Annotated in this window: 21 protein-coding genes; 12 read left to right on the top strand and 9 right to left on the bottom strand. The window is 70.9% G+C overall.

The annotated features are described in order from the left end of the window. Positions 1–41 precede the first annotated feature (41 nt). From K5S26_RS07965 to K5S26_RS19155, 8 genes are all read left to right on the top strand, one after another. A complete protein-coding gene (locus K5S26_RS07965; RefSeq protein ID WP_221857460.1) occupies positions 42–314 on the top strand; it encodes a twin-arginine translocase TatA/TatE family subunit in 273 nt (90 codons plus the stop codon). A gap of 21 nt (positions 315–335) precedes the next feature. Further along, on the top strand, positions 336–1148 hold the full coding sequence (tatC, locus tag K5S26_RS18685) for a twin-arginine translocase subunit TatC (protein ID WP_246603780.1): 813 nt from the start codon (positions 336–338) through the stop codon (positions 1146–1148). Between the two features lie 5 nt (positions 1149–1153). Then, positions 1154–3601 carry a DEAD/DEAH box helicase gene (locus K5S26_RS07960; RefSeq protein ID WP_372454396.1) on the top strand — a complete coding sequence of 816 codons (2448 nt, stop codon included), beginning with the start codon at positions 1154–1156 and terminating at the stop codon, positions 3599–3601. Continuing rightward, positions 3598–5244: an apolipoprotein N-acyltransferase gene (gene lnt / locus K5S26_RS07955; protein WP_221857458.1), complete on the top strand. Its 1647-nt coding sequence runs from the start codon at positions 3598–3600 to the stop codon at positions 5242–5244. Before K5S26_RS07960 ends, lnt begins: the two co-directional genes overlap by 4 nt. Before the next feature lie 59 nt (positions 5245–5303). Next, positions 5304–5525, top strand: coding sequence for an SPOR domain-containing protein (locus tag K5S26_RS07950; RefSeq protein WP_221857457.1), 222 nt, complete (start codon positions 5304–5306; stop codon positions 5523–5525). Positions 5526–5657: 132 nt separating this feature from the next. Continuing rightward, positions 5658–6995: a type I glutamate--ammonia ligase gene (glnA, locus tag K5S26_RS07945; protein WP_221857456.1), complete on the top strand. Its 1338-nt coding sequence runs from the start codon at positions 5658–5660 to the stop codon at positions 6993–6995. Positions 6996–7004: 9 nt separating this feature from the next. Further along, complete coding sequence (locus K5S26_RS07940) at positions 7005–10004, top strand: bifunctional [glutamine synthetase] adenylyltransferase/[glutamine synthetase]-adenylyl-L-tyrosine phosphorylase (protein WP_221857455.1); 3000 nt, start codon at positions 7005–7007, stop codon at positions 10002–10004. 90 nt (positions 10005–10094) lie between these two features. Beyond that, positions 10095–12095 (top strand): acyltransferase family protein, encoded by a 2001-nt coding sequence (locus K5S26_RS19155; protein ID WP_221857454.1) that lies wholly within the window; start codon positions 10095–10097, stop codon positions 12093–12095. Positions 12096–12201: 106 nt separating this feature from the next. Here the strand turns inward: K5S26_RS19155 and K5S26_RS07930 are convergent, their stop codons facing one another. From K5S26_RS07930 to K5S26_RS07905, 6 genes are all read right to left on the bottom strand, one after another. Next, a complete protein-coding gene (locus K5S26_RS07930) occupies positions 12202–13089 on the bottom strand; it encodes a MerR family DNA-binding transcriptional regulator (RefSeq protein ID WP_221857453.1) in 888 nt (295 codons plus the stop codon). 14 nt (positions 13090–13103) lie between these two features. After that, positions 13104–13871, bottom strand: a complete 768-nt coding sequence (locus K5S26_RS07925) for an ABC transporter permease (RefSeq protein WP_221857452.1) — start codon at positions 13869–13871, stop codon at positions 13104–13106. 8 nt (positions 13872–13879) lie between these two features. Then, complete coding sequence (locus tag K5S26_RS07920) at positions 13880–14701, bottom strand: ABC transporter ATP-binding protein (RefSeq protein ID WP_221857451.1); 822 nt, start codon at positions 14699–14701, stop codon at positions 13880–13882. Positions 14702–14886: 185 nt separating this feature from the next. Next, positions 14887–15681, bottom strand: coding sequence for a hypothetical protein (locus K5S26_RS07915; protein WP_221857450.1), 795 nt, complete (start codon positions 15679–15681; stop codon positions 14887–14889). After that, on the bottom strand, positions 15659–16003 hold the full coding sequence (locus K5S26_RS07910; RefSeq protein WP_221857449.1) for a hypothetical protein: 345 nt from the start codon (positions 16001–16003) through the stop codon (positions 15659–15661). Before K5S26_RS07910 ends, K5S26_RS07915 begins: the two co-directional genes overlap by 23 nt. 38 nt (positions 16004–16041) lie before the next feature. Beyond that, the gene (locus tag K5S26_RS07905) at positions 16042–16686 is read right to left on the bottom strand and encodes a TetR/AcrR family transcriptional regulator (protein ID WP_221857448.1); all 645 of its coding nucleotides are present in this window, start codon (positions 16684–16686) and stop codon (positions 16042–16044) included. Positions 16687–16822: 136 nt separating this feature from the next. Between K5S26_RS07905 and K5S26_RS07900 the strand changes: the two genes are divergently transcribed. Together K5S26_RS07900 and K5S26_RS07895 are read left to right on the top strand one after the other, a co-directional pair. Continuing rightward, positions 16823–17602, top strand: a complete 780-nt coding sequence (locus tag K5S26_RS07900) for an SDR family NAD(P)-dependent oxidoreductase (protein WP_221857447.1) — start codon at positions 16823–16825, stop codon at positions 17600–17602. Beyond that, positions 17599–18075, top strand: coding sequence for a nitroreductase/quinone reductase family protein (locus K5S26_RS07895; protein ID WP_308122835.1), 477 nt, complete (start codon positions 17599–17601; stop codon positions 18073–18075). Before K5S26_RS07900 ends, K5S26_RS07895 begins: the two co-directional genes overlap by 4 nt. Positions 18076–18212: 137 nt before the next feature. Here the strand turns inward: K5S26_RS07895 and glnA (K5S26_RS07890) are convergent, their stop codons facing one another. Further along, complete coding sequence (glnA, locus tag K5S26_RS07890) at positions 18213–19637, bottom strand: type I glutamate--ammonia ligase (protein WP_221857446.1); 1425 nt, start codon at positions 19635–19637, stop codon at positions 18213–18215. A 161-nt stretch (positions 19638–19798) separates the two neighbouring features. On the opposite strand from glnA (K5S26_RS07890), the gene K5S26_RS07885 reads away from it, so the two are divergent. Next, positions 19799–20200 (top strand): RDD family protein, encoded by a 402-nt coding sequence (locus K5S26_RS07885; RefSeq protein ID WP_221857445.1) that lies wholly within the window; start codon positions 19799–19801, stop codon positions 20198–20200. Positions 20201–20280: 80 nt separating this feature from the next. Here the strand turns inward: K5S26_RS07885 and K5S26_RS07880 are convergent, their stop codons facing one another. Continuing rightward, the gene (locus tag K5S26_RS07880) at positions 20281–20988 is read right to left on the bottom strand and encodes a DUF4191 family protein (protein ID WP_221857444.1); all 708 of its coding nucleotides are present in this window, start codon (positions 20986–20988) and stop codon (positions 20281–20283) included. A 154-nt stretch (positions 20989–21142) separates the two neighbouring features. On the opposite strand from K5S26_RS07880, the gene K5S26_RS07875 reads away from it, so the two are divergent. After that, positions 21143–22516 (top strand): hypothetical protein, encoded by a 1374-nt coding sequence (locus K5S26_RS07875; protein WP_221857443.1) that lies wholly within the window; start codon positions 21143–21145, stop codon positions 22514–22516. A gap of 47 nt (positions 22517–22563) precedes the next feature. Here the strand turns inward: K5S26_RS07875 and sucB are convergent, their stop codons facing one another. Beyond that, complete coding sequence (gene sucB, locus K5S26_RS07870; protein WP_221857442.1) at positions 22564–24351, bottom strand: 2-oxoglutarate dehydrogenase, E2 component, dihydrolipoamide succinyltransferase; 1788 nt, start codon at positions 24349–24351, stop codon at positions 22564–22566. Positions 24352–24387: the final 36 nt, after the last annotated feature.

Here is a 24387-nt window from a genome sequence, read left to right as displayed (position 1 = left end):
TAGACTGACCGTGCTTTCCACCCCGAACGACGGAGAACCTCATGCACATGCCCAATGGCTGGCAGCTGCTCATCATCCTCGCCGTCATCCTGCTGCTGTTCGGCGCGGCCCGCCTCCCCGCGCTCGCGAAGAGCCTGGGTCAGTCGGCGCGCGTCTTCCGGGGCGAGATGAAGCAGCTCAAGGCGGAGGACGAGCCCGCGAGCCCCGGCAGCACGGCGACGACCGAGCAGCCGGCCCCGGGACAGGCGGCGAGCGGCGAACCGGTGGATCGTCTCCCCGGCACCGACGAGCCGCACAAGCCCTCCCAGCCGTAGACCTCCGTGACATCGGACTCGATGTCGTCCGAGCTCCCCGTCTCGAAGGACGATCAGCCGTACCGTGACAGGCGGATGTCCCTCGCCGGACATCTCGTGGAGCTCCGGCGACGGCTGATGATCGCGGCGGCGGCGCTCGTGGTCGGCATGATCGTCGCGTTCATCGTGACCGATCCGATCATCGAGCTCGTCACCGAGCCCATCCGGATCGTGGACAAGCTCCGCGGAGGAGACGGCAGCGCCCTGCTGAACTTCGACTCCATCACCGCGGGCTTCGACCTCCGGATGAGGATCTCGTTCGCGATCGGCCTGCTGATCTCCGCGCCAGTCTGGCTCTGGCAGATCTGGGCCTATGTGATGCCCGGCCTCACGCGCCGCGAGGTGCGATACACGGTCGGCTTCATGCTGGCCGCCGTGCCGCTGTTCTTCGGCGGCTGCGTGGTCGGCTGGCTGATCATGCCGCACGTCATCGAGGTGATGGCCGCCTTCGTGCCTGAGCAGGGTGCGCTGTTCTACAAGTACGACTACTACTACGACTTCGTCTTCAAGCTGCTGCTCGTGCTGGGCATCGCCTTCGTGCTGCCGGTCTTCCTCGTCGCGCTCAACCTCGCGGGCGTGCTCTCCGGGCGCGACATCCTGAAGGGATGGCGCATCGCGATCCTCGTCGCGACCCTCTTCGCCGCCGTCACGACACCGGCCGCCGACATCACCTCGATGCTGCTGCTCGCGGGCATCCTCATCGTCCTGTACTTCGCGGCCGTCGGCGTGGCCCTGCTGTTCGACTGGCGGAAGCGCCGGCGCGAGAAGGCCATGATGGCGGAGGAGGCCGCGTGAGCGAGGTGTCGGCAGCCGACCGGTATGAGGCGGCGCGCGAGAACCGGGCCCACCCCCGCACGCACGACTTCGCCGAGTCGCAGAGGTTCCGCCTCGACCCCTTCCAGGTGGAGGCGTGCCGTGCGCTCGAGCGCGGGCGCAGCGTGCTGGTGGCGGCGCCCACCGGCGCGGGCAAGACCATCGTCGGCGAGTTCGCGGTGCACCTGGCGATGCAGACGCCGGGTCAGAAGGCGTTCTACACGACGCCCATGAAAGCGCTGTCGAACCAGAAGTTCCGCGAGCTGCAGGAGGTCTACGGCGAGGACGAGGTGGGCCTGCTCACCGGCGACACGAACATCAACGGCGATGCGCGCGTGCTGGTCATGACGACCGAGGTGCTGCGCAACATGCTGTACGGCGACTCCCCGGCGCTCCGCGGCCTGCGATACGTCGTCATGGACGAGGTCCACTACCTGGCCGACCGCTTCCGCGGCGCGGTGTGGGAAGAGGTCATCATCCACCTCCCCGCCGATGTCAGGCTGGTGTCGCTCAGCGCCACGGTGTCGAACGCGGAGGAGTTCGGCGACTGGCTCGACACCGTGCGCGGCGGCACCGACGTGATCGTCTCCGAGACGCGTCCCGTGCCCCTCGAGCAGCACGTGCTGGTGCGGGGCGACCTGCTGCCCCTGTTCGACGGCGCCCCGCCGCGCGGCGGCGATGCCGCAGGCGCGCAGGTCAACCGCGAGCTGCTGAGGATGCGCGGCGGCCAGGCGTTCGCCGCGGGAAGCTCGTTCTCCGACACGCGTCGCGGCGGCAAGCGCCGCGGCGGACACCACCGGCCGGCGCCGCCACGCCGATCCGAGCGGGTCGACCGTCCCGAGGTGGTGCACCTGCTCGACCGCGCCAACCTCCTCCCCGCGATCTTCTTCATCTTCAGCCGTGTCGGCTGCGACGCGGCCGTGCAGCAGGTGCGTCGCTCGGGCCTGCAGCTCACGACGGCTGATGAGCGGGACGAGATCCGCGCGGTGGTGGCCTCCCGCACCCGCGCGCTGCCGGACGAGGACCTCGCCGCCCTCGGCTACTGGGAGTGGACCGAGAACCTCGAGCGCGGCATCGCCTCGCACCACGCGGGCCTGCTGCCGGCGTTCAAGGAGGTCGTCGAGGAGCTCTTCCGCCGCAAGCTCGTGAAGGTCGTGTTCGCGACCGAGACGCTGGCGCTCGGGATCAACATGCCGGCGCGCACCGTGGTGCTCGAGAAGCTCGAGAAGTTCAACGGAGAGGCGCGCGTCGGGATCACCTCGGGGGAGTACACCCAGCTGACCGGTCGCGCCGGGCGCCGCGGCATCGACGTCGAGGGCCACGCCGTCGTGCAGTGGACCGAGAGCATGGACCCGCAGGCGGTCGCCGCGCTCGCCTCCCGCCGCACGTATCCACTGAACTCGAGCTTCCGGCCCACGTACAACATGGCCGTGAACCTCATCGACCAGTTCGGCCGGCCGCGGGCGCGAGAGGTGCTCGAGTCGTCGTTCGCCCAGTTCCAGGCCGACCGTGCCGTCGTGGGTCTCGCGCGACAGGTGAAGGAGGCCGAGGCGTCTCTGGCGGGATACGCCACGTCCATGACGTGCGAGCACGGCGATTTCGCCGAGTACTCGGCGATCCGCCGCGACCTGAGCGATCTCGAGAAGCTCAACCGACGCGACCAGAGCGCTTCCCGCGGCACGCGCGACAAGCGTCAGCGAGAGATCGGCGGCCTGCGCCGGCGGATGCAGCGACACCCGTGTCATCGCTGTCCCGACCGCGAGCAGCACGCCCGCTGGGCGGAGCGGTACTGGAAGCTGCGTCGGCAGACCGACAAGACGCGGCGGCAGATCGAGAACCGCACCGGCACCGTCGCCCGAGTCTTCGACCGCATCCTCGACGTGCTCACCGCCCTCGACTACGTCCGTCTGGACGGCGACGAGGCATCGCTCACGGAGGCGGGGCGCCGGATGCGTCGCATCTACGGCGATCGCGACCTGCTCGTGGCCGAGGCGCTGCGGACGGGCATCTGGAAGAACCTCGACGCCGCGTCCCTCGCCTCTCTCGCCTGCTGCCTCGTCTACGAGCCGCGCGGGCGCGACGACCGGGGGACCGATCCCCGGGACCTCCCGCGCGGAGCGTTCCGGATCGCGTTGAGCGAGACCGAGGACCTCTGGGCGCGGCTGGACGACCTCGAGCAGGACAACCGCCTGCCCGGGACGGAGCCGGTGGCGACGGGGCTGGCGGCGGCGATGCACCTCTGGGCCCGCGGCGGTCTCCTCGATCGCGTGCTGACGGAGGCGGACATGGCGGCCGGGGACTTCGTGCGCTGGGCGAAGCAGACGATCGACCTGCTCGATCAGCTCTCGATCGTCGCGGACGGCGAGCTCGCCCGCACGGCGCGCCGCGCCCTGGACGCCGTGCGTCGCGGCATCGTCGCGTACAGCTCCGTATGAGCGGGCCGTCGCGCCGTCGGCCCCGCCGTCGTCGAGTGCCGGGCGTCCGTCCCCTCCTGCCGTTGTGGGCGGCCGTGCTCGCCGCCGCGGCCGGAGGGCTGGCGCTGGACGCCTCGTTCCCGTCGCTGGGCATCTGGGCGCTCGCACCCGTCGCCGTCACCCTGTCGCTCGTGTCGCTCATCGGGCGGACGGTCTGGTCTTCGCTGCTGGTGGGGCTCGCGTTCGGGGCGGCCTTCTGGTTCCCGCACGTCGACTGGGCCGCCGAGTTCCTCGGCGACATGCCGTTCTCGTGGGTGCCCTGGATCGCGCTCGCGAGCGTCGAGGCGTTCTTCACCGGAGCCGGGGCGATCCTGCTGACCCTCGCCTACCGCTGGTTCCCCGCCGGACGGTGGGGGCGACTGCTTCTTCTTCCCGCACTGGTGGCGGCCGTGTGGACGGCCCGAGAGCTCGTGATGGGCAATTGGCCCTACGGCGGCTTCCCCTGGGGGCGGATCGGGATGAGCCAGTCGGAGAGCCCGCTCGCGTCTATCGTGTCGTGGGTCGGCGTGAGCGGCCTGACGTTTCTCATCGTGGCGTTCTGCGCGGCCGCGATCGAGGTGTTCCGGGTGGGCCGTCCTCGGCTGACGTCGCTGCTGCCGGCCGCGGCGCTCGCGGTGCTGCTGGTGGCGGTGCCGCAGTGGCAGACCGCCTCGGCGGGCACCATCCGCGTCGGCGCGGTGCAGGGCGACGGCCCGACCGCGTACTTCGACGAGCGGGAGCCCGGATCCGTCATCCAGGCGCAGCTCGACGCATCGGAGCCGTTGCGCGACGAGCAGGTGGACGTGGTGCTCTGGCCCGAGGGCGGGGTGGAGTACGACCCGCTGCAGGACGCGGGGACGGCCGCGCGCCTCGAGCTGGCGGCGCGTGCCTACGGCGCGCCGATCCTGATGAACGCCGCGTCCGCCGCGGGCGACCTGGTCTACAACACCTCGATGCTCTGGACGGCCGACGGCGTGGCGGCCGCGGGCGGGCTGCAGACGCACGCGAAGCGGCACCCCGTGCCCTTCGGGGAGTACGTGCCCGACCGCGCCTTCTTCGAACGGATCGTGCCCGACCTCATCGGCCTGATCGGGCGCGAGTACACGCCGGGCACGGACGCGCCGCTGGTCGATGTCGGCGGCACCCTCGTGGGGCTCGCGATCTGCTTCGACGTGATCTACGACGACGTGATCCGGGAGGGGGCGCGGGACGGCGCGCAGGTCTACATGTTCCAGACCAACAACGCGGACTTCCGCGGCACGGACGAGAACCTGCAGCAGCTCGCGTTCGCACGCATGCGTGCGATCGAGACCGGACGCAGCGTGGTCAACCTGTCGACGGTGGGCACGAGCCAGGTCATCGCGCCCGACGGCACCACGGTGTCGTCGCTCGGCATCGATCAGGCGGGCGTGCTCGTCGGAGACGTGGAGCTGCGCGACGGGCTCACACCGGGGCTGGTCGTCGGCTCGGCGATCCAGCTGGTGCTGCTGTGGGGCGCCGCGGCGGGTCTCGCCGCGGTCGGGCTGTTGCACCTCGCCGGCAGGCGTCGCCCGCCGGCGGGCGGGCGGGGTGGCCGCCGGCGCTCAGGAGGCGACGCCGCGCGCGTGGAGGCCATGTTCCGCTGACGGGCCCGCGTCGTCCGCAAGCCCTCGGCAGCGCCGCCGCCGGTGCCTAGGATTGGGCCATGAGCAACTCCGAGACGCCGGACGAGATCGAGAAGAGCTACTGGTACAACGCGCGCACCGGCGAGGTCGAGCATGGGCCGGAGTCGCCCGCCATCGACCGCGTCGGACCGTTCGAGACCGCCGAGGAGGCGGCTCGCGCGCCCGAGGTCCTGAAGGCTCGGTCGAAGGCCTGGGCCGAGGACGAGGAGCGCGAGAAGGGCTGGGGCGCCGGCACTCCCTGAGCCGAGCGCCGGGGCGCCGCCGACCCGGTCCGGGGCGCCCGGTGCCGTAGGCTGATCGAGCGGGATCGCCCGCGAACTTCGCCTGCGGAACAGCGTCGCCCCTCCGAGGGACGGGCCTGCAAAGGAGCCTTGATGGACAAGCAGAGGGACTTCGTGCTGCGCACGATCGAGGAGCGCGGCGTCAAGTTCGTGCGGCTCTGGTTCACGGACGTCGTCGGCACCCTCAAATCGGTCGCGATCGCGCCGGCGGAGGTCGAGGGCGCGTTCAGCGAGGGCATCGGCTTCGACGGCTCGGCGATCGAGGGCCTCACGCGCACCTACGAGTCCGACCTGCTGGCCCATCCGGACCCCACCACGTTCCAGATCCTGCCGTGGCGCGGCGAGGTCGACCCGACGGCGCGGATGTTCTGCGACCTGACGACCCCGGACGGGCAGCCGGCGGTGGCCGACCCGCGCAACGTGCTGAAGCGCACACTGGCGAAGGCGGCCGACGCGGGCTTCACGTTCTACACGCACCCCGAGGTCGAGTTCTACCTGCTGAAGTCCGCCACGCCCGGACCGGACGGCTACGAGCCCGTCGACCGTGCCGGCTACTTCGACAACGTCCCGGGCGGCACCGCTCACGACTTCCGCCGCCGGTCTGTCCGGATGCTGGAGGACCTCGGCATCTCCGTGGAGTTCAGCCACCACGAGGGCGGACCCGGGCAGAACGAGATCGACCTGCGCTACGCGGACGGCCTCACGATGGCGGACAACATCATGACCTTCCGCTCCGTGGTCAAGGAGGTCGCCATCGAGCAGGGCGTGCATGCGACGTTCATGCCGAAGCCGCTCTACGGCGAGCCCGGAAGCGGCATGCACACCCACATGTCGCTGTTCGAGGGTGACACGAACGCGTTCTACGAGGAGGGTGCCGAGTACCAGCTCTCGCGGACGGGTCGGCGGTTCATCGCAGGCCTGCTGCGGCACGCGAACGAGATCGCGGCCGTGACGAACCAGTTCGTCAACTCGTACAAGCGGCTGTGGGGCGGCGACGAGGCGCCCAGCTACATCACCTGGGGGCACAACAACCGATCGGCGCTGGTGCGGGTGCCGATGTACAAGCCGGGCAAGAGCCAGTCGGCGCGCATCGAGCATCGCGGCATCGACTCCGCCGCCAACCCCTACCTCGCGTACGCGCTGATGCTCGCCGCGGGCCTGAAGGGCATCGAGGAGGAATACGAGCTGCCCGCCGAGGCGGAGGACAACGTCTGGGCGCTCAGCGCATCCGAGCGCCGTGCCCTGGGGTACAAGCCGCTCCCGTCGAGCCTCGACGACGCGATCGAGCACATGGAGGAGAGCGAGCTCGTCGCGGAGACCCTCGGCGAGCAGGTGTTCCGCTATGTGCTCAGCAACAAGCGGCGCGAGTTCGAGCAGTACCGATCCCAGGTCACCCAGTTCGAGCTCAAGCACAGCCTCGACATCATCTGATCGGCTCGGATGAGCACCCGTGACCGCTCGTCGTCGCTGACGGACCTGGCGCGTCTCGGCTTCGCGCACTTCGACGAGGCCGAGGACCACCTCCGGGAGCTCGGCGCGCTCGTCGGTATCGACCGCGACGTGCTGCTGGCCGACGCCGGCCGCGCCGCGGACCCCGACGAGGCGCTGGCGGGGCTCGTCCGGATCGCCCGGCGGCGAGCGGAACCGGTGCGCGACGCCCTCGCCGACGCGCGCGGACGCCAGGTCTCCTGGCGGCTGCTGGGCGCCTCGCACGGCTTCGCGGACTTCTACCTGCGCCGGCCGGACACGCTCGCCCAGCTGCCGGGGGTCGGCCGTCGGCTGCCGACCGCGGAGGAGCTCGGTGCGGCGTTGGCGACGGCGGTGGGGGCGGACGACGGGGGCTTCGCCGCATCGGGCGACGACGAGACCTGGGTCGCGCTGCGCGTGGCCTATCGCGAGCAGCTCGCCAGGATCGCCGCGTACGACCTGATGCACCCCGAGCCCGTCGGGGTGGTGCACGACGTGGCCGCGGCGCTGGCCGACCTCGCGGGCGCCGCGCTCGATGCCTCTCTCGCCGTCGCACGCACGAAGGTGAGCGGAGGCGCAGGGGGAGCCGGCGGCTTCCCGCGCCACGAGGTCGAGCAGGCGCGCCTGGCGATCATCGGCATGGGCAAGGCCGGCGCGCGCGAGCTCAACTACGTCAGCGACGTCGACGTGATCTTCGTCGGCGAGCCGGCGGAGGGCGCCGACCTGCCGGAGGCTCGCGCGGTCGAGATCACGACGCGCCTCGCGGTTCAGACCATGCGCGGCATCGACGGCATCGAGGCCGAGCCGCCGCTCTGGGAGGTGGATCCGAACCTGCGCCCCGAAGGCAAGCAGGGTGCGCTCGTCCGCACGCTCGAGTCGCACGTCGCCTACTACGACCGGTGGGCGAAGAGCTGGGAGTTCCAGGCCCTCCTCAAGGCGCGGCCCCTGGCGGGGGATCGGCAGCTGGGTGCCGCCTACGTCGAGGCGATGCAGCCCAAGGTGTGGGCGAGCGCAGCGCGCGAGGACTTCGTCGACAGCGTTCAGCGCATGCGCGAGCGGGTGATGGAGCACATCCCGGCCGACGACGTGCCGTACCAGGTCAAGCTCGGCCCCGGCGGCATCCGCGACATCGAGTTCGCGGTGCAGCTGCTGCAGCTCGTGCACGGCCGCACGGATGACGCGGTGCGCCAGCGCGGGACGATCCCCGCCATCGGGGCGCTCGTCGAGTCCGGCTACATCGGCCGTGCGGAGGCGGCGGTGTTCGATCGTGACTACCGCACGCTGCGCCTCCTCGAGCACCGGCTGCAGCTGGCCGGCCTGCAGCGCACACATCTGATGCCGCGCACGGAGGCCGGGCTTCGTGCTCTCGCCCGCGCGTCGGGCCTGGCGGACTCCGCGGGCGGCGTGCAGCAGGTCTGGGAGGGCATCAGGCGCGAGGTCCGCGAGATCCATGTGCGCCTGTTCTACCGCCCGCTGCTGGCCGCCGTGGCGAGCCTGCCGCAGGACGAGGGATCGCTCACCCAGGAGCAGGCCCGCGACCGGCTCGCGGCGATCGGATTCCGCGACCCGGCGGGTGCCCTCCGCCATATCGCGGCGGTGACGAGCGGGCTGAGCCGCAAGGCGACGATCCAGCGCCATCTGATGCCGGTGATGCTGCGGATGTTCGCCGACGGGGCCGATCCGGACTACGGCCTCGTGGCCTTCCGCCGCATCAGCGAGCGGCTGGGCGAGACGCCGTGGTTCCTGCGGATGCTGCGCGACTCGTCCGGCGCCGCGGAACGGCTCACGCGCCTGCTGTCGGCGTCCCGGTACGTCGGGGAGCTCATGGAGTGGATCCCCGAGTCGGTCGCCTGGCTGGACGCCGACAAGCAGCTGCGCCCCCGCACCGGGGCTGCGCTGGACGACGAGGCGCGCGCGATCCAGACCCGGCACGAGACCGTCGAGGACGCCATGCGCTCGGTTCGCGCGCTCCGCCGCCGCGAGACGTTGCGCGCGGCGATGGGCGCGGTGCTCGGTGTGACCACGATCGACCAGCTCAGCGCGGCGCTCACGACGATCACGGAGGTCACGCTGCAAGCGACCCTGCGCGCCGTGCGTCGAGCGCTGGTGGCCGATGAGGACGCGTCGCTCGACTTCGCGATCATCGGCATGGGGCGTCTGGGCGGCGGAGAGCTCGGCTTCGGGTCGGATGCGGACGTCCTCTACGTCTACCGCGCCGAGCAGGTCCCGCCGGAGCGAGCGGAGTCTCTCGCACTGCGGATCGTCGCGGAGGTGCGCCGCGTGTCCGAGGACTTCCGCCTGCCGCTCGACCTCGACGCCGATCTGCGGCCGGAGGGCAGGAAGGGGCCGATCGTGCGGTCGCTGGACGCCTACGCCGAGTACTACAGGAGGTGGTCGGTCTCCTGGGAGGCGCAGGCGCTGCTGCGCGCCCGCGGCGTCGCCGGGTCGACGAAGCTCATCGAGGCGTTCACGACGCTCGCGGACGACGTGCGCTATCCGGCCCGGCCCGAGGAGCAGGCGCTGCGGGAGATCAAGCGGATCAAGGCACGGGTCGAGACCGAGAGGCTGCCGCAGCGGGTGGATCCGCCCCGGCACCTCAAGCTGGGTCCCGGCGGGCTGAGCGATGTCGAGTGGCTCGTGCAGCTGCTGCAGCTGCAGCATGCCCACGCGGTGCCGGAGCTGCGCACGACGTCGACCCTCGACGCGCTGCACGCCGCCGTCGCAGCGGGGCTGATCGGCGCGGAGGACGCGGCGCGGCTGCGGGAGGCCTGGCTGCTCGCCGCCCGCCTGCGTTCGGCCAACACGCTGCTGTCCGGCCAGACCAGCGACGTGCTGCCGACCGACCGTCGGCTGCTCGACGGCATCGCGCGCATCCTCGAGTATCCGCCGCACAGCGCCTCGCGGCTCGAGGACGACTGGCTCGGCACCGCCCGTCGTGCCCGCCGCGTGTTCGACCGCCTGTTCTACGGCTGAACACGGCACTGCGCCAGCGAGTGGGCCAGGTAGGCCCGCTCGCTGGCGCAGTCCGTCGGGCTCGCGTTCGCGCCTTGCTAGCATCACGCGGTGAACAAGCGCTCAGACATCCAGGGACTCAGGGCGCTCGCGGTTCTCCTTGTCGTCGCGTACCACATCTGGCCGACGGCGATCCCCGGCGGATACATCGGCGTGGACGTGTTCTTCGTCATCTCCGGTTTCCTGATCACCGCGCATCTCCTGCGCGAGGCGGAGCGCACGGGCACGGTCTCTGTGCTGCACTTCTGGGCGCGTCGCATCCGCCGGCTCCTGCCGGCCGCGTTCGCCGTGCTCGCGGCGACCGTCGTGATGGTCATCCTGTGGGTGCCGAGGTCGGTGTGGGAGCAGACGTTCACCGAGATCATCGCCAGCGCGTTCTACGTCCAGAACTGGGTGCTGGCGACGAACAGCGTCGACTATCTCGCAGCGGACGCGAACGTGCCGTCCATCGTCCAGCACTTCTGGTCGCTGTCCGTCGAGGAGCAGTTCTACATCGTCTGGCCGCTGATCATCGTCGGGGTGCTGTTCTTCACGAAGGCACGCAAGTGGATCGGCGTCGCGCTGGCGTCGGTCTTCGTGCTGTCGCTCGTGTACTCGATCGTCGCGACCGCGGTGAGCCCGGCGATGGCGTACTTCGTCACGCCCACCCGCGCGTGGGAGTTCGCCGCGGGCGGCCTGCTCGCCTTCCTCCCGATGGTCCTCTCGGCGCGGGCGCGGATGCTCGTCGCCTGGGCGGGCGTCGCGGCCATCGCCGGCGCCGCCTTCGCCTACACCGACGCGACCCCCTTCCCGGGCTACACCGCGCTGCTGCCCGTGCTGGGCACCGCGGCCGTCATCTGGGCCGACGCGCCCCGCGGTCTCGGGTCGCCGACCTCGCTGGCGCGTCTCGCCCCCATCCAGTGGGTGGGCGATGTGTCGTACAGCCTCTACCTGTGGCACTGGCCGATCGTCGTCGTGTACCCGCTGCTTCGCGGCGCGGAGGCCGGCATCAAGGGCGGCGCGTTGATCCTCGCGGTCAGCGTGGCGCTCGCCTGGCTGACCAAGGTCGCCGTCGAAGACCCGTTCCGCCGCGGCTCGTTCTTCGCGGCCCGGTGGCGCCGCACGTTCGCCTTCGCCGCCACCGGCATGGTCGGGGTGCTGGCGCTCTCCGGGATGAACCTGGTCGTGCTCCGCCAGCAGCAGGAGGCGGTCTACGCCGCAGCCGCGCGGGACGCCGCGTGCCAGGGCGCGGCGGCGATGGACCCGGCGAACGACTGCGACGACCCCTTCGCCGTGCCGGACGGGTACGACACCGCCGTCGGCAAGGGCGACCGGGGGCTCCTCGGCGCCGACTGCCTCGGCGTCAGCCCGCAGACCGAGGTGATCGACTGTCGGCGCGGTGCCGAGAGCGGTGACATCCGGGTGGCGGTCGTCGGGAACTCGCATGCCGTCGCGCTGGCGACGGGCCTTCACCGTTATGGCGAGGAGCAGGGCTGGGAGGTGCAGGGCTACTTCCGGCAGAAGTGCACGGGCCAGGCGACCGAGCGCGTGAACGGCGTGCCGAGCAGCTCGTGCGTCGAGTGGACGAAGAACGCCTACGACAGCATGCTGTCCGACCCGGATCTCGACGCGGTCATCTTCCAGAGCTACGTGTTCGGAGCGGGTGAGGACAGCGACGAGATCTCCGTCGAGCAGTCGCGCGAGAGCTGGCAGACGTTCCTCGACGCGGGGATCGCGGTGATCGTCGTGAACGACGTGCCCGGGACCCGGCCGACCCAGACGCCGACGTGCATCGAGGAGCACCGAGACGAGTACGACCCCTGCGCGATCCCCCGAGACCGCCTGACGCTGTCGAACGCCATGTGGGAGGCGGCCAAGGTGTACCCCGGCGTCACCGCGGTCGACCTGACGGACTACTTCTGCGATGCCGAGAAGTGCCATTCGATGATCGGCGGGGTGATGGTGTACTTCGACGACCACCACCTCACCGGGCTGTTCTCCGCATCCCTCGCCCCCTACGTGGCCGGTCCGGTCCTGGTGGCGGTGCTGGACCAGGAGTCGGAGAAGCTGTAGCGCATCCGGCGGTGCTGCCGGCCGCGGTGCGGCTCGGTGCGTCCGCGTGCGGTCATCTCTTTCGTCATCCGTGGGCGTGTCGCCGGCCGTCGCCTCGTTCCACCTGTCATCGCCCGGCGGCCAGATCGCCGGTGGCCTCTCGTCCGTGACCACGAGCTGGCGCTCCCCGTGCTCGTGCAGACTCCGCTGACACCGACCGTGCGGCAGGAGCCGGAGAAGCCGCTCCGCGGCGCGTTGAACGAATGCGCTCGGTGCGCGTGAGGCCCCTCCAGCCCCGCTGCTCGAGCAGCAGGAACAGCCGCGCGGCAGCGGGCGAGGCGTTGGCCGCTGCGGCGTCGAGCAGCGCAGCCAGCTGGTCGTCGAGCCCGCCGCGACCGAGATCGCCCTCGCTCGCGGCCCGCGTCGCGATGCGGTCGAGGACGTCGGCGACCTCCGCCACTCGGGGGTCGTCGTCGGCCCAGTCGAGCGCTCCGTTGACGAGGCGGTAGAGCAGCGCCACATCGGGGTCGCGCAGGTCCTCGTGCTTGCGCGCGATGACCGCGTCGATCTGCTCGGGAATCTGGGCGGCCACGACGATCCATGCGTCTCGCTCCCGCGAGAGGTAGGGCTCATCCACCCCCAGCTCGCGCAGGCGGTCGAGGTATCCCACGACGCTCGCCGGGAGTGCCAGCTGCTCGCCCGAGGCGAGCTCTGCCAGGCGCCTGCGGGTGTCCTGCAATCGCCGGACCTCGGCGCGCAGCCGGGCATCGATGGTCCGGACCTGCTCCGAGAAGGAAGCCGCGTCGGCATCCAGCAGGCCCTCCACGCGGTGCAGCGGCACGCCGGCGCTCGCCAGCACGTGGATGCGGATCAGCCGGACGACGGCGGCCGCGTCATAGGAGCGATACCCCGAGCGGTCGCGCTCCGGCTCGGGCAACAGGCCGACCCGGTGGTAGTGCCGCACAGTCGCGATCGTCACCCCCGCATAGGCAGCGAGCCGGCCGATGGTGAGCATGACCCCACCCTGCCTCAGGCGACCTTGCGCCGGTAGACGATCATCGCGGTGGCGTAGGCGACCGCCAGGATGCCCACGCACCACGCGAGGGCGATCCAGATGTCGTCGTCGACGGGGCGCCCGGCGAACAGGTCGCGGACGGCGTTCACGATCGAGGTCGCCGGCTGGTGCTCCGCGAACCACCGTACCGGCCCGACGGGCATCGACCCGGTGGGCACGAAGGCCGAGCTGAGGAACGGCAGGAAGATCAGCGGGTAGGAGAAGACCGTCGCTCCCTCCATTGAGCTGGCGGAGAGGCCGGCGATCACCGCGACCCAGGTCAGCGCGAGGACGAAGAGGGTCAGGATGCCCGCGACGGCGAGCCAGCCGAGGGGCCCGGCGCTCGTCCGGAAGCCCATCAGCAGCGCGACGAGCACCACGACGATCACCGAGACGATGTTGGCTACCAGCGACGTCAGGACGTGAGCCCACAGCACCGCCGTCCGCGCGATCGGCATGGAGTGGAACCTGTCGAAGATGCCGCCCCGGAGATCGGCGAAGAGCCGGTATGAGGTGTAGGAGATGCCCATCGCGACGGTGACGAGCAGCACCCCCGGCAGCATGTAATCGATGTAGCTTCCGGACGCCTCGGTGTCGATGGCGCCGCCGAGGACATAGACGAACAGCAACATGATCGCGATCGGCATCACGGCTGTCGTGATGATCGTGTCCGGGCTGCGGGTGATGTGCGTGAGCGACCGCCTTGTCAGCGTGGCGGTGTCGGCGAGAAGATGTGCGGCCATGGTGCTCGTCACGCCTTTCCGGGTTCGGTGACGTCGGTCGTGGTGGCGGTGGTGTCCTGCGGCTCGGCATCGCCGGTGAGCACGAGGAAGACGTCCTCGAGGGACGGCTGGCGCCTCACGTACTCCACCCGCGTCGGCGGCAGCAGCCGCTTCAGCTCGTCGAGGGTGCCGTCGACGATGATCCGTCCGCGGTGGAGGATCGCGATCCGGTCGGCCAGCTCTTCGGCCTCATCGAGGTACTGCGTGGTCAGCAGCACGGTCGTCCCGCCGTCCGCGAGCTCCTTGACGGCACGCCATACCTCGATGCGCCGCTCCGGGTCCAGGCCGGTCGTCGGCTCGTCGAGGAAGATCACCGGCGGGTCCCCGATCAGGCTCATGGCGATGTCGAGTCGCCGGCGCATGCCGCCTGAGTACTCGACGACGCGCCGCGCGCCTGCGTCGCCGAGGGCGAACCGTTCGAGGAGCTCGTCGGCGATCGCGCCGGGCGACTTCAGATGGCGGAGCTCGGCGACGAGCACGAGGTTCTCCCGCCCGGTGAGGATCTCGTCCACCGCTGCGAACTGGCCGGTGAGGCTGATCGACTCGCGCACCCGACCGGCTTGCGTCGCCACGTCGAGCCCGTTCACGCTCGCCGACCCCGCGTCGGCCTTCAGCAGGGTCGACAGGATCCGCACGACCGTGGTCTTGCCTGCGCCGTTCGAGCCCAGCAGCGCGAAGATGGCTCCCCGGGCGACCTCGAAGTCGACGCCCCGCAGCACCGCGAGCTTGCCGTAGGCCTTCTCGAGCCCCCGCACGCGGATTGCCGGAGGCGCGTCTACCCGCGTCGTCACGAGCGCGGCTCCGTGACTTGGGGGGTGTCGTCGACGGCTCTCTGACTGTTACCGGGCACCGTTTACCTCCTGGTTCGGGAGCCGATCCCGCCCTCTGCGAGGAGCTCCGTGACCAGGGTGCGGGGTTGATGCGGGATCAAGGTCAAGCCCGGATCCGACATCGCGTCGGGGCGCGCAGCGGTCGGCTACCGATCACTGAGGACGACGATCTCGTCGCCGTCCAGGACGAACCTCAGGGCCGTGCCGACGGGGAAGCGCTGGAGGAGCGAGTCGGGCATGTCCTCGGTCACCACGCGCTGCAGACTGGCGGGAAACCGTCCCGCCTCGCACCCACGGGTATCTTCGCCCCCCACGAAGATCATCCCCCGTTCGTTGACCGATCTCTCGGCGCCCAGGAAATCGCTCGCTACCACGACGAGACAGGCGGTCTCCGGCTCGCCGTTCCACGCCGCGCGCGACGACAGCGGCTGCAGTCCGTGGAACTCCTCGAAGCCTCGCACCTGGCCGGGCATGGCGACCGAGTCGGGAAGCGTGAAGTCCGGGATCTCGGCGAGAACCGCCTCGACCCGACCGCCGTCGTCTCGCGCCAGCAGGCCTACGGCCCACGCTGTGACCGCGACGGTCAGCGCGAGCGACATGACCCAGGCGGCGGCAAGGCGTCGATGTCCCCAGTCTCGTCGCGCGCGTGGCGGGGAGGCCCGTGCTGTCGGGGACACGGGCGTGGTTGGCGCGGGGATGGCCACCGGCCCACCGAGGTCGCCTGCGGCCGCTGCCGTTTCGCTGTCCGCGCCCAGCGCGCGACCCGCGACCCGGTCCTCCAGCTGACGCAACCGGGCGACGGCGATGGGATCATCGTGGATGTCTGCGGTCGGTCCGTATGCCCGGGCGCGCAACGCGCGCAGCTCGGCATCAAGAAGCGGGTCCACGTTCCTATCGTGGCCGGCTCGCTCGGTGTCGTCAGAGGCGGGATGCGTGCTCACGCCGGATCCTTCGGACGAGGCGGACGTAGAGCACGAGATAGAGAGCGGTCGCCGCTATCCCGCTGAGGACGAGTGCGACCGAAGCCCAGAGGAAGGGATGGACGACGGCGCCGAGCGCGGCCCCGGCGCCGGTGACGGCGAGCACGACGATGATCGCGGTGCAGCCGACGGTCGTGCTCCCGGGTCTCGCGTAGAGATAGCGCTCCTCGAGGAGTTCCGGCCGCGCCAGCTTCCACCAGACGAGGAACGGGAAGCCCAGCGCCAGCACGCCGCTCAGGACGACGGCGCCCCAGATCTCCGCGCCCCACTCGCTTCCGCTCATGCAGTGACGCTACGGCATCCGTCGTCCGGCGACGTCGATCAGTCGGCCGAGCTGGCGGCGGACTGCGTCGTGGCGTATCGCGCGGCGATGGTGCGGACGGCCTCGTCCACCACCTGCGCGACGCGCTCCGCGGTGACCTCCCAGCCGGGGACGAGGAGGGCCGGCCAGAAGACGTAGTTCGAGATCATCCCGAGGAACTGGGTGGCTGCGAGGTCGATGTCCTCGATCCGCACCGTTCCCGCGGCGTCCTCGGCCGCCAGGTAGTTGCGCACCGAGTCGAAGTACGGCATCTTCCCCTGTGCGAACTGCGCGTCGGCCAGCTCGGGGAAGCGGGGCAGCTCGGCGATGACGATCCGGAAGAGATCGGTCATCTGCGGGCGACGCAGCAGTTCTGCGTAACGCCGCCCGATCCCGGCGAGACCGTGGACGACGTCGCCGGTGGGAGGCGACTCCGAGTCGTCGGCAGTCGCCCAGGACTCGGTGACGATGGCGTCGAACAGCGCGGCCTTGCTGGGGAACTGCTTGAACAGCGTGGCCCGGGACACGCCCGAGCGCTCGGCGATGCGTGCCAGCGACGTCCGGTCATAACCGAGCTCCAGGAACAGCGCCGTCGCGGCCCCCACGATCAGCGCGCGCTTCTCTCGGGCGACGCGCTGGTGGTACGGCGACACGACGTTGCTCATGGGAGGAGCATACGAGGTGAGTGACTTGACTCACCACCTTGGTCGATCTACCGTCTAGGTGGTGAGTCGATTGGCTCACCACCGGCGCTCCATCCCGGGGGGCTCCGGCATTCGCGATTCCAGGGAGGGGCCACAGATGAATCGCTTCGTCGATCGCACCGTGCTCGTGACCGGCGGCACCCGCGGCCAGGGCGCGAGCCACGTCCGTGCGTTCCATGCGGAGGGCGCGAACGTCGTGATCGGGGGCACCGACGCCGCACGCGGCGCGGTCCTCGTCGACCAGCTCGGCGATCGTGTCCGGTTCGCGCGGCTCGACGTCCGGGACGAGAGCTCCTGGTCCACGGCGGTGCGCTCCGCGGAGGAGGAGTTCGGAACCCTCGACGTGCTCGTCAACAACGCGGGCGTGCAGAACCCGCCGGCGCTGATCGAGAACACCGACCATGCCACGTGGTCGCGCATCCTCGACGTCAACGTCAGCGGCACCTTCCTCGGCATCAAGACCGTCGCCCCGGCGCTGCGCAGGGCGGGCGGGGGAGCGATCGTCAACATCGCCTCGACCATGGCGCTCGGCGGCACGGCGCTCTACGCGCCGTACGTCGCCAGCAAGTGGGCGGTGCGGGGCCTGACCCAGACCGCGGCGCTCGAGCTGGGCCGCGACGGGGTCCGGGTGAACACCATCCACCCCGGCGTGATCGACACCGACTTCGTTCGCGACCCCGCGGAGGGCGCCACCGCGGCGATCGCCGAGTTCTACTCGCCCGCGCCGTTCGCCGTTCCCCGGCTCGGGCGGCCCGACGAGGTCACCCGGCTGGTCCTGTTCCTCGCGTCGTCGGATGCGTCCTTCGGCACGGGCTCGGAGTATGTGATCGACGGCGGGCTCAGCCTCGGTCCGGCTCTCGACGAGGACGCGGCGTGAGCGTCCTGCAGGGGGATCGTGCGAACGGACCCGAGCGCGGGACCGTTCTGTCGCACCTGCCTGATCGCGTGCGCCGAGCGATAGAGATCACGCCCGCCGCGGGCACTGCAGAGCGGATCGTCGACATCACCACACGAGGACGACGCACCGGGCGGGCGCGGCGCATCGAGATCTTCTTCTACCGCGCCGGCGGCGAGACCTACCTGTGCAGCGGCGCCGGCGGATCGGGCACAGGCTGGCACGCGAACCTCCTCGCCGACCCGCGGTTCACGTTCCACCTCAAGAACGGGATCCGCGCGGACCTCCCGGCGCGGGCCACGTCGGTCACCGACCCCGCTGAACGTCAGGCGGTCCTGGCGACGATCGTCGCGGACCTCAACCAGCCCCATGACCCAGGCAGGATCCGCCCCACCCGTCTCGAGGACTGGGTCGACAGCCGGCTGATGCGCATCACCTTCCCGCCACAGCCGTGACCCGTGCCGTGGGGCTCGACGTCGCCGGACGCCGCAGAGCCCCCACCGGGTGCTCCGAAGCGGAGCGTTCCCTGGTGAGGGCTCTGTAGGCGATGCGGGCTCGAAGGGACGGTGGCCGGCCTTCGAACCGCTAGACGTCAGACGCCGAAGTACAGCTCGAACTCGAACGGGTGCGGGCGCTGGGCCAGCGGACGGATCTCGTTCTCGAGCTTGTAGTCGATCCACGTGTCGATCAGCTCGTCGGTGAAGACGCCGCCGGCCGTAAGGAAGTCGCGGTCCTTGTCGAGCGCGTCGAGCGAGTCCTGCAGCGAGTTCGGCACCTGCGGGATGTTCTTCGCCTCCTCGGCGGGAAGCTCGTACAGGTCCTTGTCGACCGGCTCGTGCGGCTCGATGCGGTTCTTGATGCCGTCGAGACCCGCCATGAGCTGCGCCGCGAAGGCGAGGTAGGGGTTGCCCGAGGCGTCGGGGGCGCGGAACTCGATGCGCTTGGCCTTCGGGTTCGACCCCGTGATCGGGATGCGGATGGCGGCCGAGCGGTTGCCCGCCGAGTAGACCAGGTTGACCGGGGCCTCGAAGCCCTTCACCAGGCGGTGATAGCTGTTCAGCGTGGGGTTCGTGAACGCGAGGACCGCGGGGGCGTGCTTCAGGATGCCGCCGATGTACCAGCGCGCGATGTCCGAGAGCTGGCCGTAGCCCTTCTCGTCGTAGAACAGCGGCTTGCCGTCGCTCCACAGCGACTGGTGGGTGTGCATGCCCGAGCCGTTGTCGCCGAAGAGCGGCTTCGGCATGAACGTCGCGACCTTGCCCCACTCCTCGGCGGTGTTCTTGACGATGTACTTGAACTTCAGGATGTCGTCGGCCGCGTGCACCATCGTGTCGAAGCGGTAGTTGATCTCCTGCTGGCCGCCGGTGCCGACCTCGTGGTGGGCGCGCTCGAGCTCGAGGCCCGACTCGATGAGGCGCAGGCTGATGTCGTCGCGCAGATCGGCGGTCTTGTCGACGGGAGCCACCGGGAAGTAGCCGCCCTTGTACGGGGTCTTGTTGGCGAGGTTGCCGCCCTCCTCGCTGCGCCCGGTGTTCCAGGCGCCCTCCTCGGAGTCGACCGAGTAGAAGCTGCCGTTCTGCTTCACCTCGTACCGCACGTCGTCGAAGATGTAGAACTCGGCCTCGGGGGCGAAGAAGGCGGTGTCGGCGATGCCGGTCGACGCGAGGTACTTCTCGGCCTTCTTCGCGACCTGGCGCGGGTCCTTCGCGTAGATCTCGCCGTTGCGGGGGTTGTAGATGTCGAACACCATGACGAGCGTCTTCGCCTCGCGGAACGGGTCGAGGTAGGCGGTCGTCACGTCGGGGATCAGCTGCATGTCCGACTCGTGGATGTTCGCGAAACCACGGATCGAGGAGCCGTCGAACAGCTGGCCCACCGTGAAGAACTCCTCGTCGACCGTGGAGGCCGGGATGTTGAAGTGCTGCTGCACGCCGGGGAGGTCGGTGAAGCGGATGTCGAGGAACTTGACATCCTCGTCCTTGATGAACTTCAGCACCTCGGATGAGTCGTTGAACATTGCGGCTCCAGATTGGTGGGACTTCGGGTGGGATCGCCTGGAACACAGGTGACGCCTCGAACCTATCGACGGGGCGTTGCTCGAGGGTGTCCCTTGTGTTTCCGGCATGTTACGCGGGCGCCCTGAGAGTCGCTCTGTCCCGCGCCGCCTAGGCTGGTGTGATGACCACGACCGGCGCCGAGTATTCCTATCCCGGGCAGCGGATGGGCCTCCCAGAGGCAGGCAGCGGCAGCATTGCTCGTGTGCCGCGTCGTCTCGCGGCCCTCGCGATCGACTGGCTCGCCGCCGTCATCATCTCCGTGGCGTTCTTCGACTACGACGCCATCGCGACGATGGTCGTCTTCGCGGTCGTGCAGATCCTCTTCATCCCCACCATCGGCGGCAGCCCCGGTCATCGCATCGCCGGTCTGAGGCTGCGCCTGCAGACGGGCGGATGGACCGGTGTCTGGCGTCCGATCGTGCGGACGCTGCTGCTCGTCGTCGTGATCCCCGCGGTCATCTGGGACCCGGACCAGCGAGGTCTGCACGACCGCGCGGCAGGTCTCGTGCTGGTGCGCGCCTAGCAGCCTTCGACGCGTCGGCGTCAGACGCGGCGCACGTCGAAGGCTGCGCCGACGTCGCGAGCGGCGGACGGGGCCGGCTCTCAGCGGGGGCGTGGGGCGCGCGCCTTGGTGGGGTCGATGCCCTTCGGGATGGGCAGCGACGCCAGCGACTGCGAGACCGACTCGATGCGCTGCACGACAGCGCCCATCGTCGCGCGGTCGATCGCCTTCGGCAGCGACTTGATCGTCCGCGAGAGCTTGGAGATGTGCACATCGCCGTCGCCGTCGCCGATGTACATCTCGTGCACCGGGACGCCGGCCGCCACGCGGCTGACCTTCATGCGCTCGTCGCGCATCAGGCGGGTGAGACGGCCTCGGGCGCCCTCGCCGACGATGACCACGCCGCCGCGACCGACAGCGCGGTAGACGGCCTCCTGCGTCTTCGGGTTGACGCCCACGGGCATCTCGCTCGAGCGCCAGCTGCGCCCGAGCATGGTGGACAGCACGTGCCCCGTGGCGCCGGGCATGCCGTCGATCTTGCGGTACATGGCGTGCGTCGACACACGAGTCATCGTCATCATCGCGGCGAGCAGGCCGAGCATGAGGCCGGCGATGCTCCAGAGGATGATGCCCCAGACCGTCGGCTGCAGCAGGAGGCCCAGCAGGACGCCGATCGCGATGCCGGCGACGAGGACGCCGATCAGCACCCAGCCGAGCCACGGGTACACCTCGCGCGTGAAGGTGAACAGGGACTTGATCTGCCGGAAGAACCCCGGGCGCTTCTCGGCCTCGGGAGTGCGTGCTGCCATGCCCTCCAGCCTACCGCCGAGTCGCGTGCGCGATCGACGCGGGAGCGGGTGGGCACGGTGCCGGTGCCGTCCACAGGCCGCTCAACGCGGCGGCACGATCCACATCGGGCGTCACCCCGCCCGCTCCGCGCGCCCTGGGCGCAGGATGGGCGACATGGCCGACACGACTGCAGAACGGCGAGAGCCCGGCGAGGGGCCGAAGGCCGGGCGATCGCTCACGGACGCCTACCGGCCGATACGACTCGTCGGGCCGCCGCAGGCGCCCGTCCGGGGCGTGCTGGCAGCGGCCGGGCAGCGCAGAGTCGTGCTGGTCGACGCGGTCGGCGCCGAGCAGCACGTGTTCAGCGGCTGCCCCGAGCCACCGCAGCACCTCCTCGCTCCCACGGATCTCGTGCGCGGTCTCGACGGGCACGACCTGGAGCTGCCGTGGTGCCGCGAGCCGCTCGCCAGGCTGCTTGCGGCGCGCGCCGCGGCCGGGCGTCAGCTCGCGGGCGGCGAGCTGGTGACGCTCACCGTGAGCCTGCTACGCGGCACGGTCGAGGCATGGCGTGACCGACCGGCGGCGGCCGACGCCGGTCCGTGCGGCAGCTGGTGGGCGGACGACGACGGACGCCCGTTGTTCGCGCCGGACCCGGCGGGGGAGCCGATCGAGACGGCGGCGCGCGCAGCCCTCGAGGCCGCGGCAGCGCACACGCGGGATCGCGTGGTGCTGCGGCACCTCGAACAGGCGCGTGAGGCACTCGCTCGCCCGCGGGGCCTCGGCCGTGCCTTGGACACGTTGGAGGACGCGCTGTTCGAGGTCTGCGCGCCCCGTCCGATCGCGCGTGCCCCGGAGCGTCACGGGGAGGCGCCGTCGTCGGAGGCAGATGTCCGGCGCGGCCAGGAGGTGCGTCGCGGCGCCCTCACGGAGCTGATGGCCCGCCTGTCGGACGCGCCTCTCGTCGACACCGTTGCCGATGCGATCGACCGAGTGCGCGCCGGCGCGCGCGGCGCGCTGAGGGGCGGCCGCCGGTTGCCGCTGCTGATCGGCGGCGGGGCGGCGCTGGTCGTCCTCGTGGGCGGTCTGATGTGGCCGGCGGATGCCGGCTCCGCCGATGCGGCGCCGGGGTCTTCGGAATCGCCGCCGCCTCGCACACCTGCCGTGACCTCGTCGCCGTCCGCACCCGCAATCGGGTCGTCGGACTTACCCGTGCCTCCCACGGCGCCCGAGGAGTCGCCCGTGTCCGAGGAGGATCCGGTCCGCGCGGTCGAGCAGTTGCTGGCGGAGCTGGGGGAGTGCGCCGCGAGGGCGGCCGTCTCGTGCTCGGCCGTGCAGGAGGGGGCAGCCGCCGACCTCGGTGCGGAGGCGCTCGAGGCCGCCGAAGGGGAACGAGAGGCGAGCCTGCTGGACGACTACGGCGACGTCGCGGTCGTCCGGGTCGACGATCCGACGGGCGAGCGAGCGCCGCTGATCGTGCAGGTCGTGCGCCTCGACGGGCGATGGCTGCTGCGCGCGGCGCACGCCAGCGTCACGGACACAGACGGATGAGGGGCCGGCCGGCCAACGCCGACCGACCCCTCCTGGAGCTGTGCGACTCAGATACCGAGATCGGCGCTGAAGGCGGCCTCCTCCAGGCGCGCCTTGACGCCGCCCAGGAAGCGGGCTGCGTCGGCACCGTCGATCGTCCGGTGGTCGTACGACAGCGCGAGGTAGACGTACGACCGGATGCCGATCGCCTCGACCCCGTCGACCTTCACCACGCCGGGGCGCTTGAAGACGACGCCGGTGCCCAGGATGGCCGACTGCGGCAGGAACACGACGGGCGTGTCGAACAGCGCGCCGCGCGAGCCGGTGTTCGTCAGCGTGAACGTGCCGCCGGCCAGCTCGTCGGGCTTCAGCTTGTTGTCGCGGGTGCGCGCCGCGAGGTCGGCGATCTCGTGTGCGATCTGCGCGAGGTTCTTCGAGCCGGCGTCCCGCAGCACGGGGGTGAGGAGCCCGCGCGGCGTGTCCACGGCGATCGACAGGTTCTCGCTCGCCGGGTAGACGATGTTCTCCCCGTCGAGCGTCGAGTTGACGATCGGGAAGGCCTGAAGCGCCTCCGCCGATGCCAGGGCGAAGAACGGGAGGAACGACAGCTTGTCGCCGGTCTTGGACAGGAAGTCGCCCTTGACCTGGTCGCGGAACGTCGACAGCTTCGTGACGTCGACCTCGACCACCGTCGTGAGCTGTGCCGTCGACTGCATCGACTCGACAGCGCGCGAGGCGAGCACCTTCCGCAGGCGGGACATCGGCTGCGTGGTGCCACGAAGCTCGGAGACCTCGAGCTTCGTCGCTGCCGGAGCGGCCTCGGCGGCCGGTGCCGACGCGGCGGGCGCCGAGGCGGCCTCAGCGGCCTTCAGCACGTCCTCCTTGCGGATGCGACCGCCCACACCGGTGCCCGTCACGCTGGCCAGGTCGACCCCGTTCTGGGCAGCCAGACGGCGCACGAGCGGAGTGACGTACACCTTGTCGTCGTCCGACGAGGCCGCGGGTGCCGACTCTGCCGGCGTCGAGGGCGCGGGGGCCTCCGTCGGCGCGGAAGGCTGTGCGGCCTGCGGCTGCTGCGCGGGCTCGCTCTCCGTCGGGGCCTCGGCGGGCTTCTCCTCGGCGGGCGCCGGCTCGGCGGCGGGAGCGGGCTTCTCCTCGGCGGCGGGCGCAGCCGGCTCAGCCGCCGCGGGGGCGCCGCTGCCGACACGTGCCAGCACCGATCCGACCTCGATGGTCTCGTCCTCCTGGACGAGGATCTCCTGGATCACGCCGGCCACGGGCGACGGGATCTCGGTGTCGACCTTGTCGGTCGAGATCTCCAGCAGCGCCTCGTCGACCTCGATCTCGTCGCCGACCTTCTTGAGCCACCGGGTGACGGTGCCCTCGGTGACGCTCTCGCCGAGCTCGGGGAGGACGATGTCGGTCGCGTCCCCCGAGGCCTGCGCATCGGCGGTCGGGGTCGCGGCGGGGGCATCCTGCTCGGTCGAGGGGGCCTCGGCCGGCTCGGCGGCGGGGGCCTCGGCCTGCTCCTCGGGTGCAGACGCCTGCTGCTCGGCGGGGGCAGCCTCTGCGGCCGGCGCCTCGGAAGCGGGCGCGTCGTCCTGCGATCCGGCGCCCGATCCGTCGCCGATCTTCGCGAGCACGGCGCCCACCTCGACGGTGTCGTCCTCCTGGACGAGGATCTCCTCGATCACCCCGGCGACCGGGGACGGGATCTCGGTGTCGACCTTGTCGGTCGAGATCTCCAGCAGGGCCTCGTCGACGGCGATCGTGTCGCCGACCTTCTTCAGCCACCGGGTGACGGTGCCCTCGGTGACGCTCTCGCCGAGCTCGGGGAGGACCACGGAAGTACTCATGTCGGAGTCTCCTTCAGGATTGATGTCGTCTTACAG

This window comes from Microbacterium marinilacus, assembly GCF_019753765.1.
GTDB classification, from domain to species: Bacteria; Actinomycetota; Actinomycetes; order Actinomycetales; family Microbacteriaceae; genus Microbacterium; species Microbacterium marinilacus.
This window is presented reverse-complemented; position numbering and strand designations above follow the sequence as displayed.

Coding starts and splice junctions, on each gene's coding strand:
- K5S26_RS07965 (WP_221857460.1), top strand. CDS start 42: ATGCACATGCCCAATGGCTGGCAGCTGCTCATCATCCTCGCCGTCATC.
- tatC (WP_246603780.1), top strand. CDS start 336: ATGTCGTCCGAGCTCCCCGTCTCGAAGGACGATCAGCCGTACCGTGAC.
- K5S26_RS07910 (WP_221857449.1), bottom strand. CDS start 16,003: ATGAGCGGAAGCGAGTGGGGCGCGGAGATCTGGGGCGCCGTCGTCCTG.
- K5S26_RS07925 (WP_221857452.1), bottom strand. CDS start 13,871: ATGGCCGCACATCTTCTCGCCGACACCGCCACGCTGACAAGGCGGTCG.
- K5S26_RS07875 (WP_221857443.1), top strand. CDS start 21,143: ATGGCCGACACGACTGCAGAACGGCGAGAGCCCGGCGAGGGGCCGAAG.
- sucB (WP_221857442.1), bottom strand. CDS start 24,351: ATGAGTACTTCCGTGGTCCTCCCCGAGCTCGGCGAGAGCGTCACCGAG.
- lnt (WP_221857458.1), top strand. CDS start 3,598: ATGAGCGGGCCGTCGCGCCGTCGGCCCCGCCGTCGTCGAGTGCCGGGC.
- K5S26_RS07950 (WP_221857457.1), top strand. CDS start 5,304: ATGAGCAACTCCGAGACGCCGGACGAGATCGAGAAGAGCTACTGGTAC.
- glnA (WP_221857456.1), top strand. CDS start 5,658: ATGGACAAGCAGAGGGACTTCGTGCTGCGCACGATCGAGGAGCGCGGC.
- K5S26_RS07880 (WP_221857444.1), bottom strand. CDS start 20,988: ATGGCAGCACGCACTCCCGAGGCCGAGAAGCGCCCGGGGTTCTTCCGG.
- glnA (WP_221857446.1), bottom strand. CDS start 19,637: ATGTTCAACGACTCATCCGAGGTGCTGAAGTTCATCAAGGACGAGGAT.
- K5S26_RS07930 (WP_221857453.1), bottom strand. CDS start 13,089: ATGCTCACCATCGGCCGGCTCGCTGCCTATGCGGGGGTGACGATCGCG.
- K5S26_RS07885 (WP_221857445.1), top strand. CDS start 19,799: ATGACCACGACCGGCGCCGAGTATTCCTATCCCGGGCAGCGGATGGGC.
- K5S26_RS07900 (WP_221857447.1), top strand. CDS start 16,823: ATGAATCGCTTCGTCGATCGCACCGTGCTCGTGACCGGCGGCACCCGC.
- K5S26_RS07940 (WP_221857455.1), top strand. CDS start 7,005: ATGAGCACCCGTGACCGCTCGTCGTCGCTGACGGACCTGGCGCGTCTC.
- K5S26_RS07905 (WP_221857448.1), bottom strand. CDS start 16,686: ATGAGCAACGTCGTGTCGCCGTACCACCAGCGCGTCGCCCGAGAGAAG.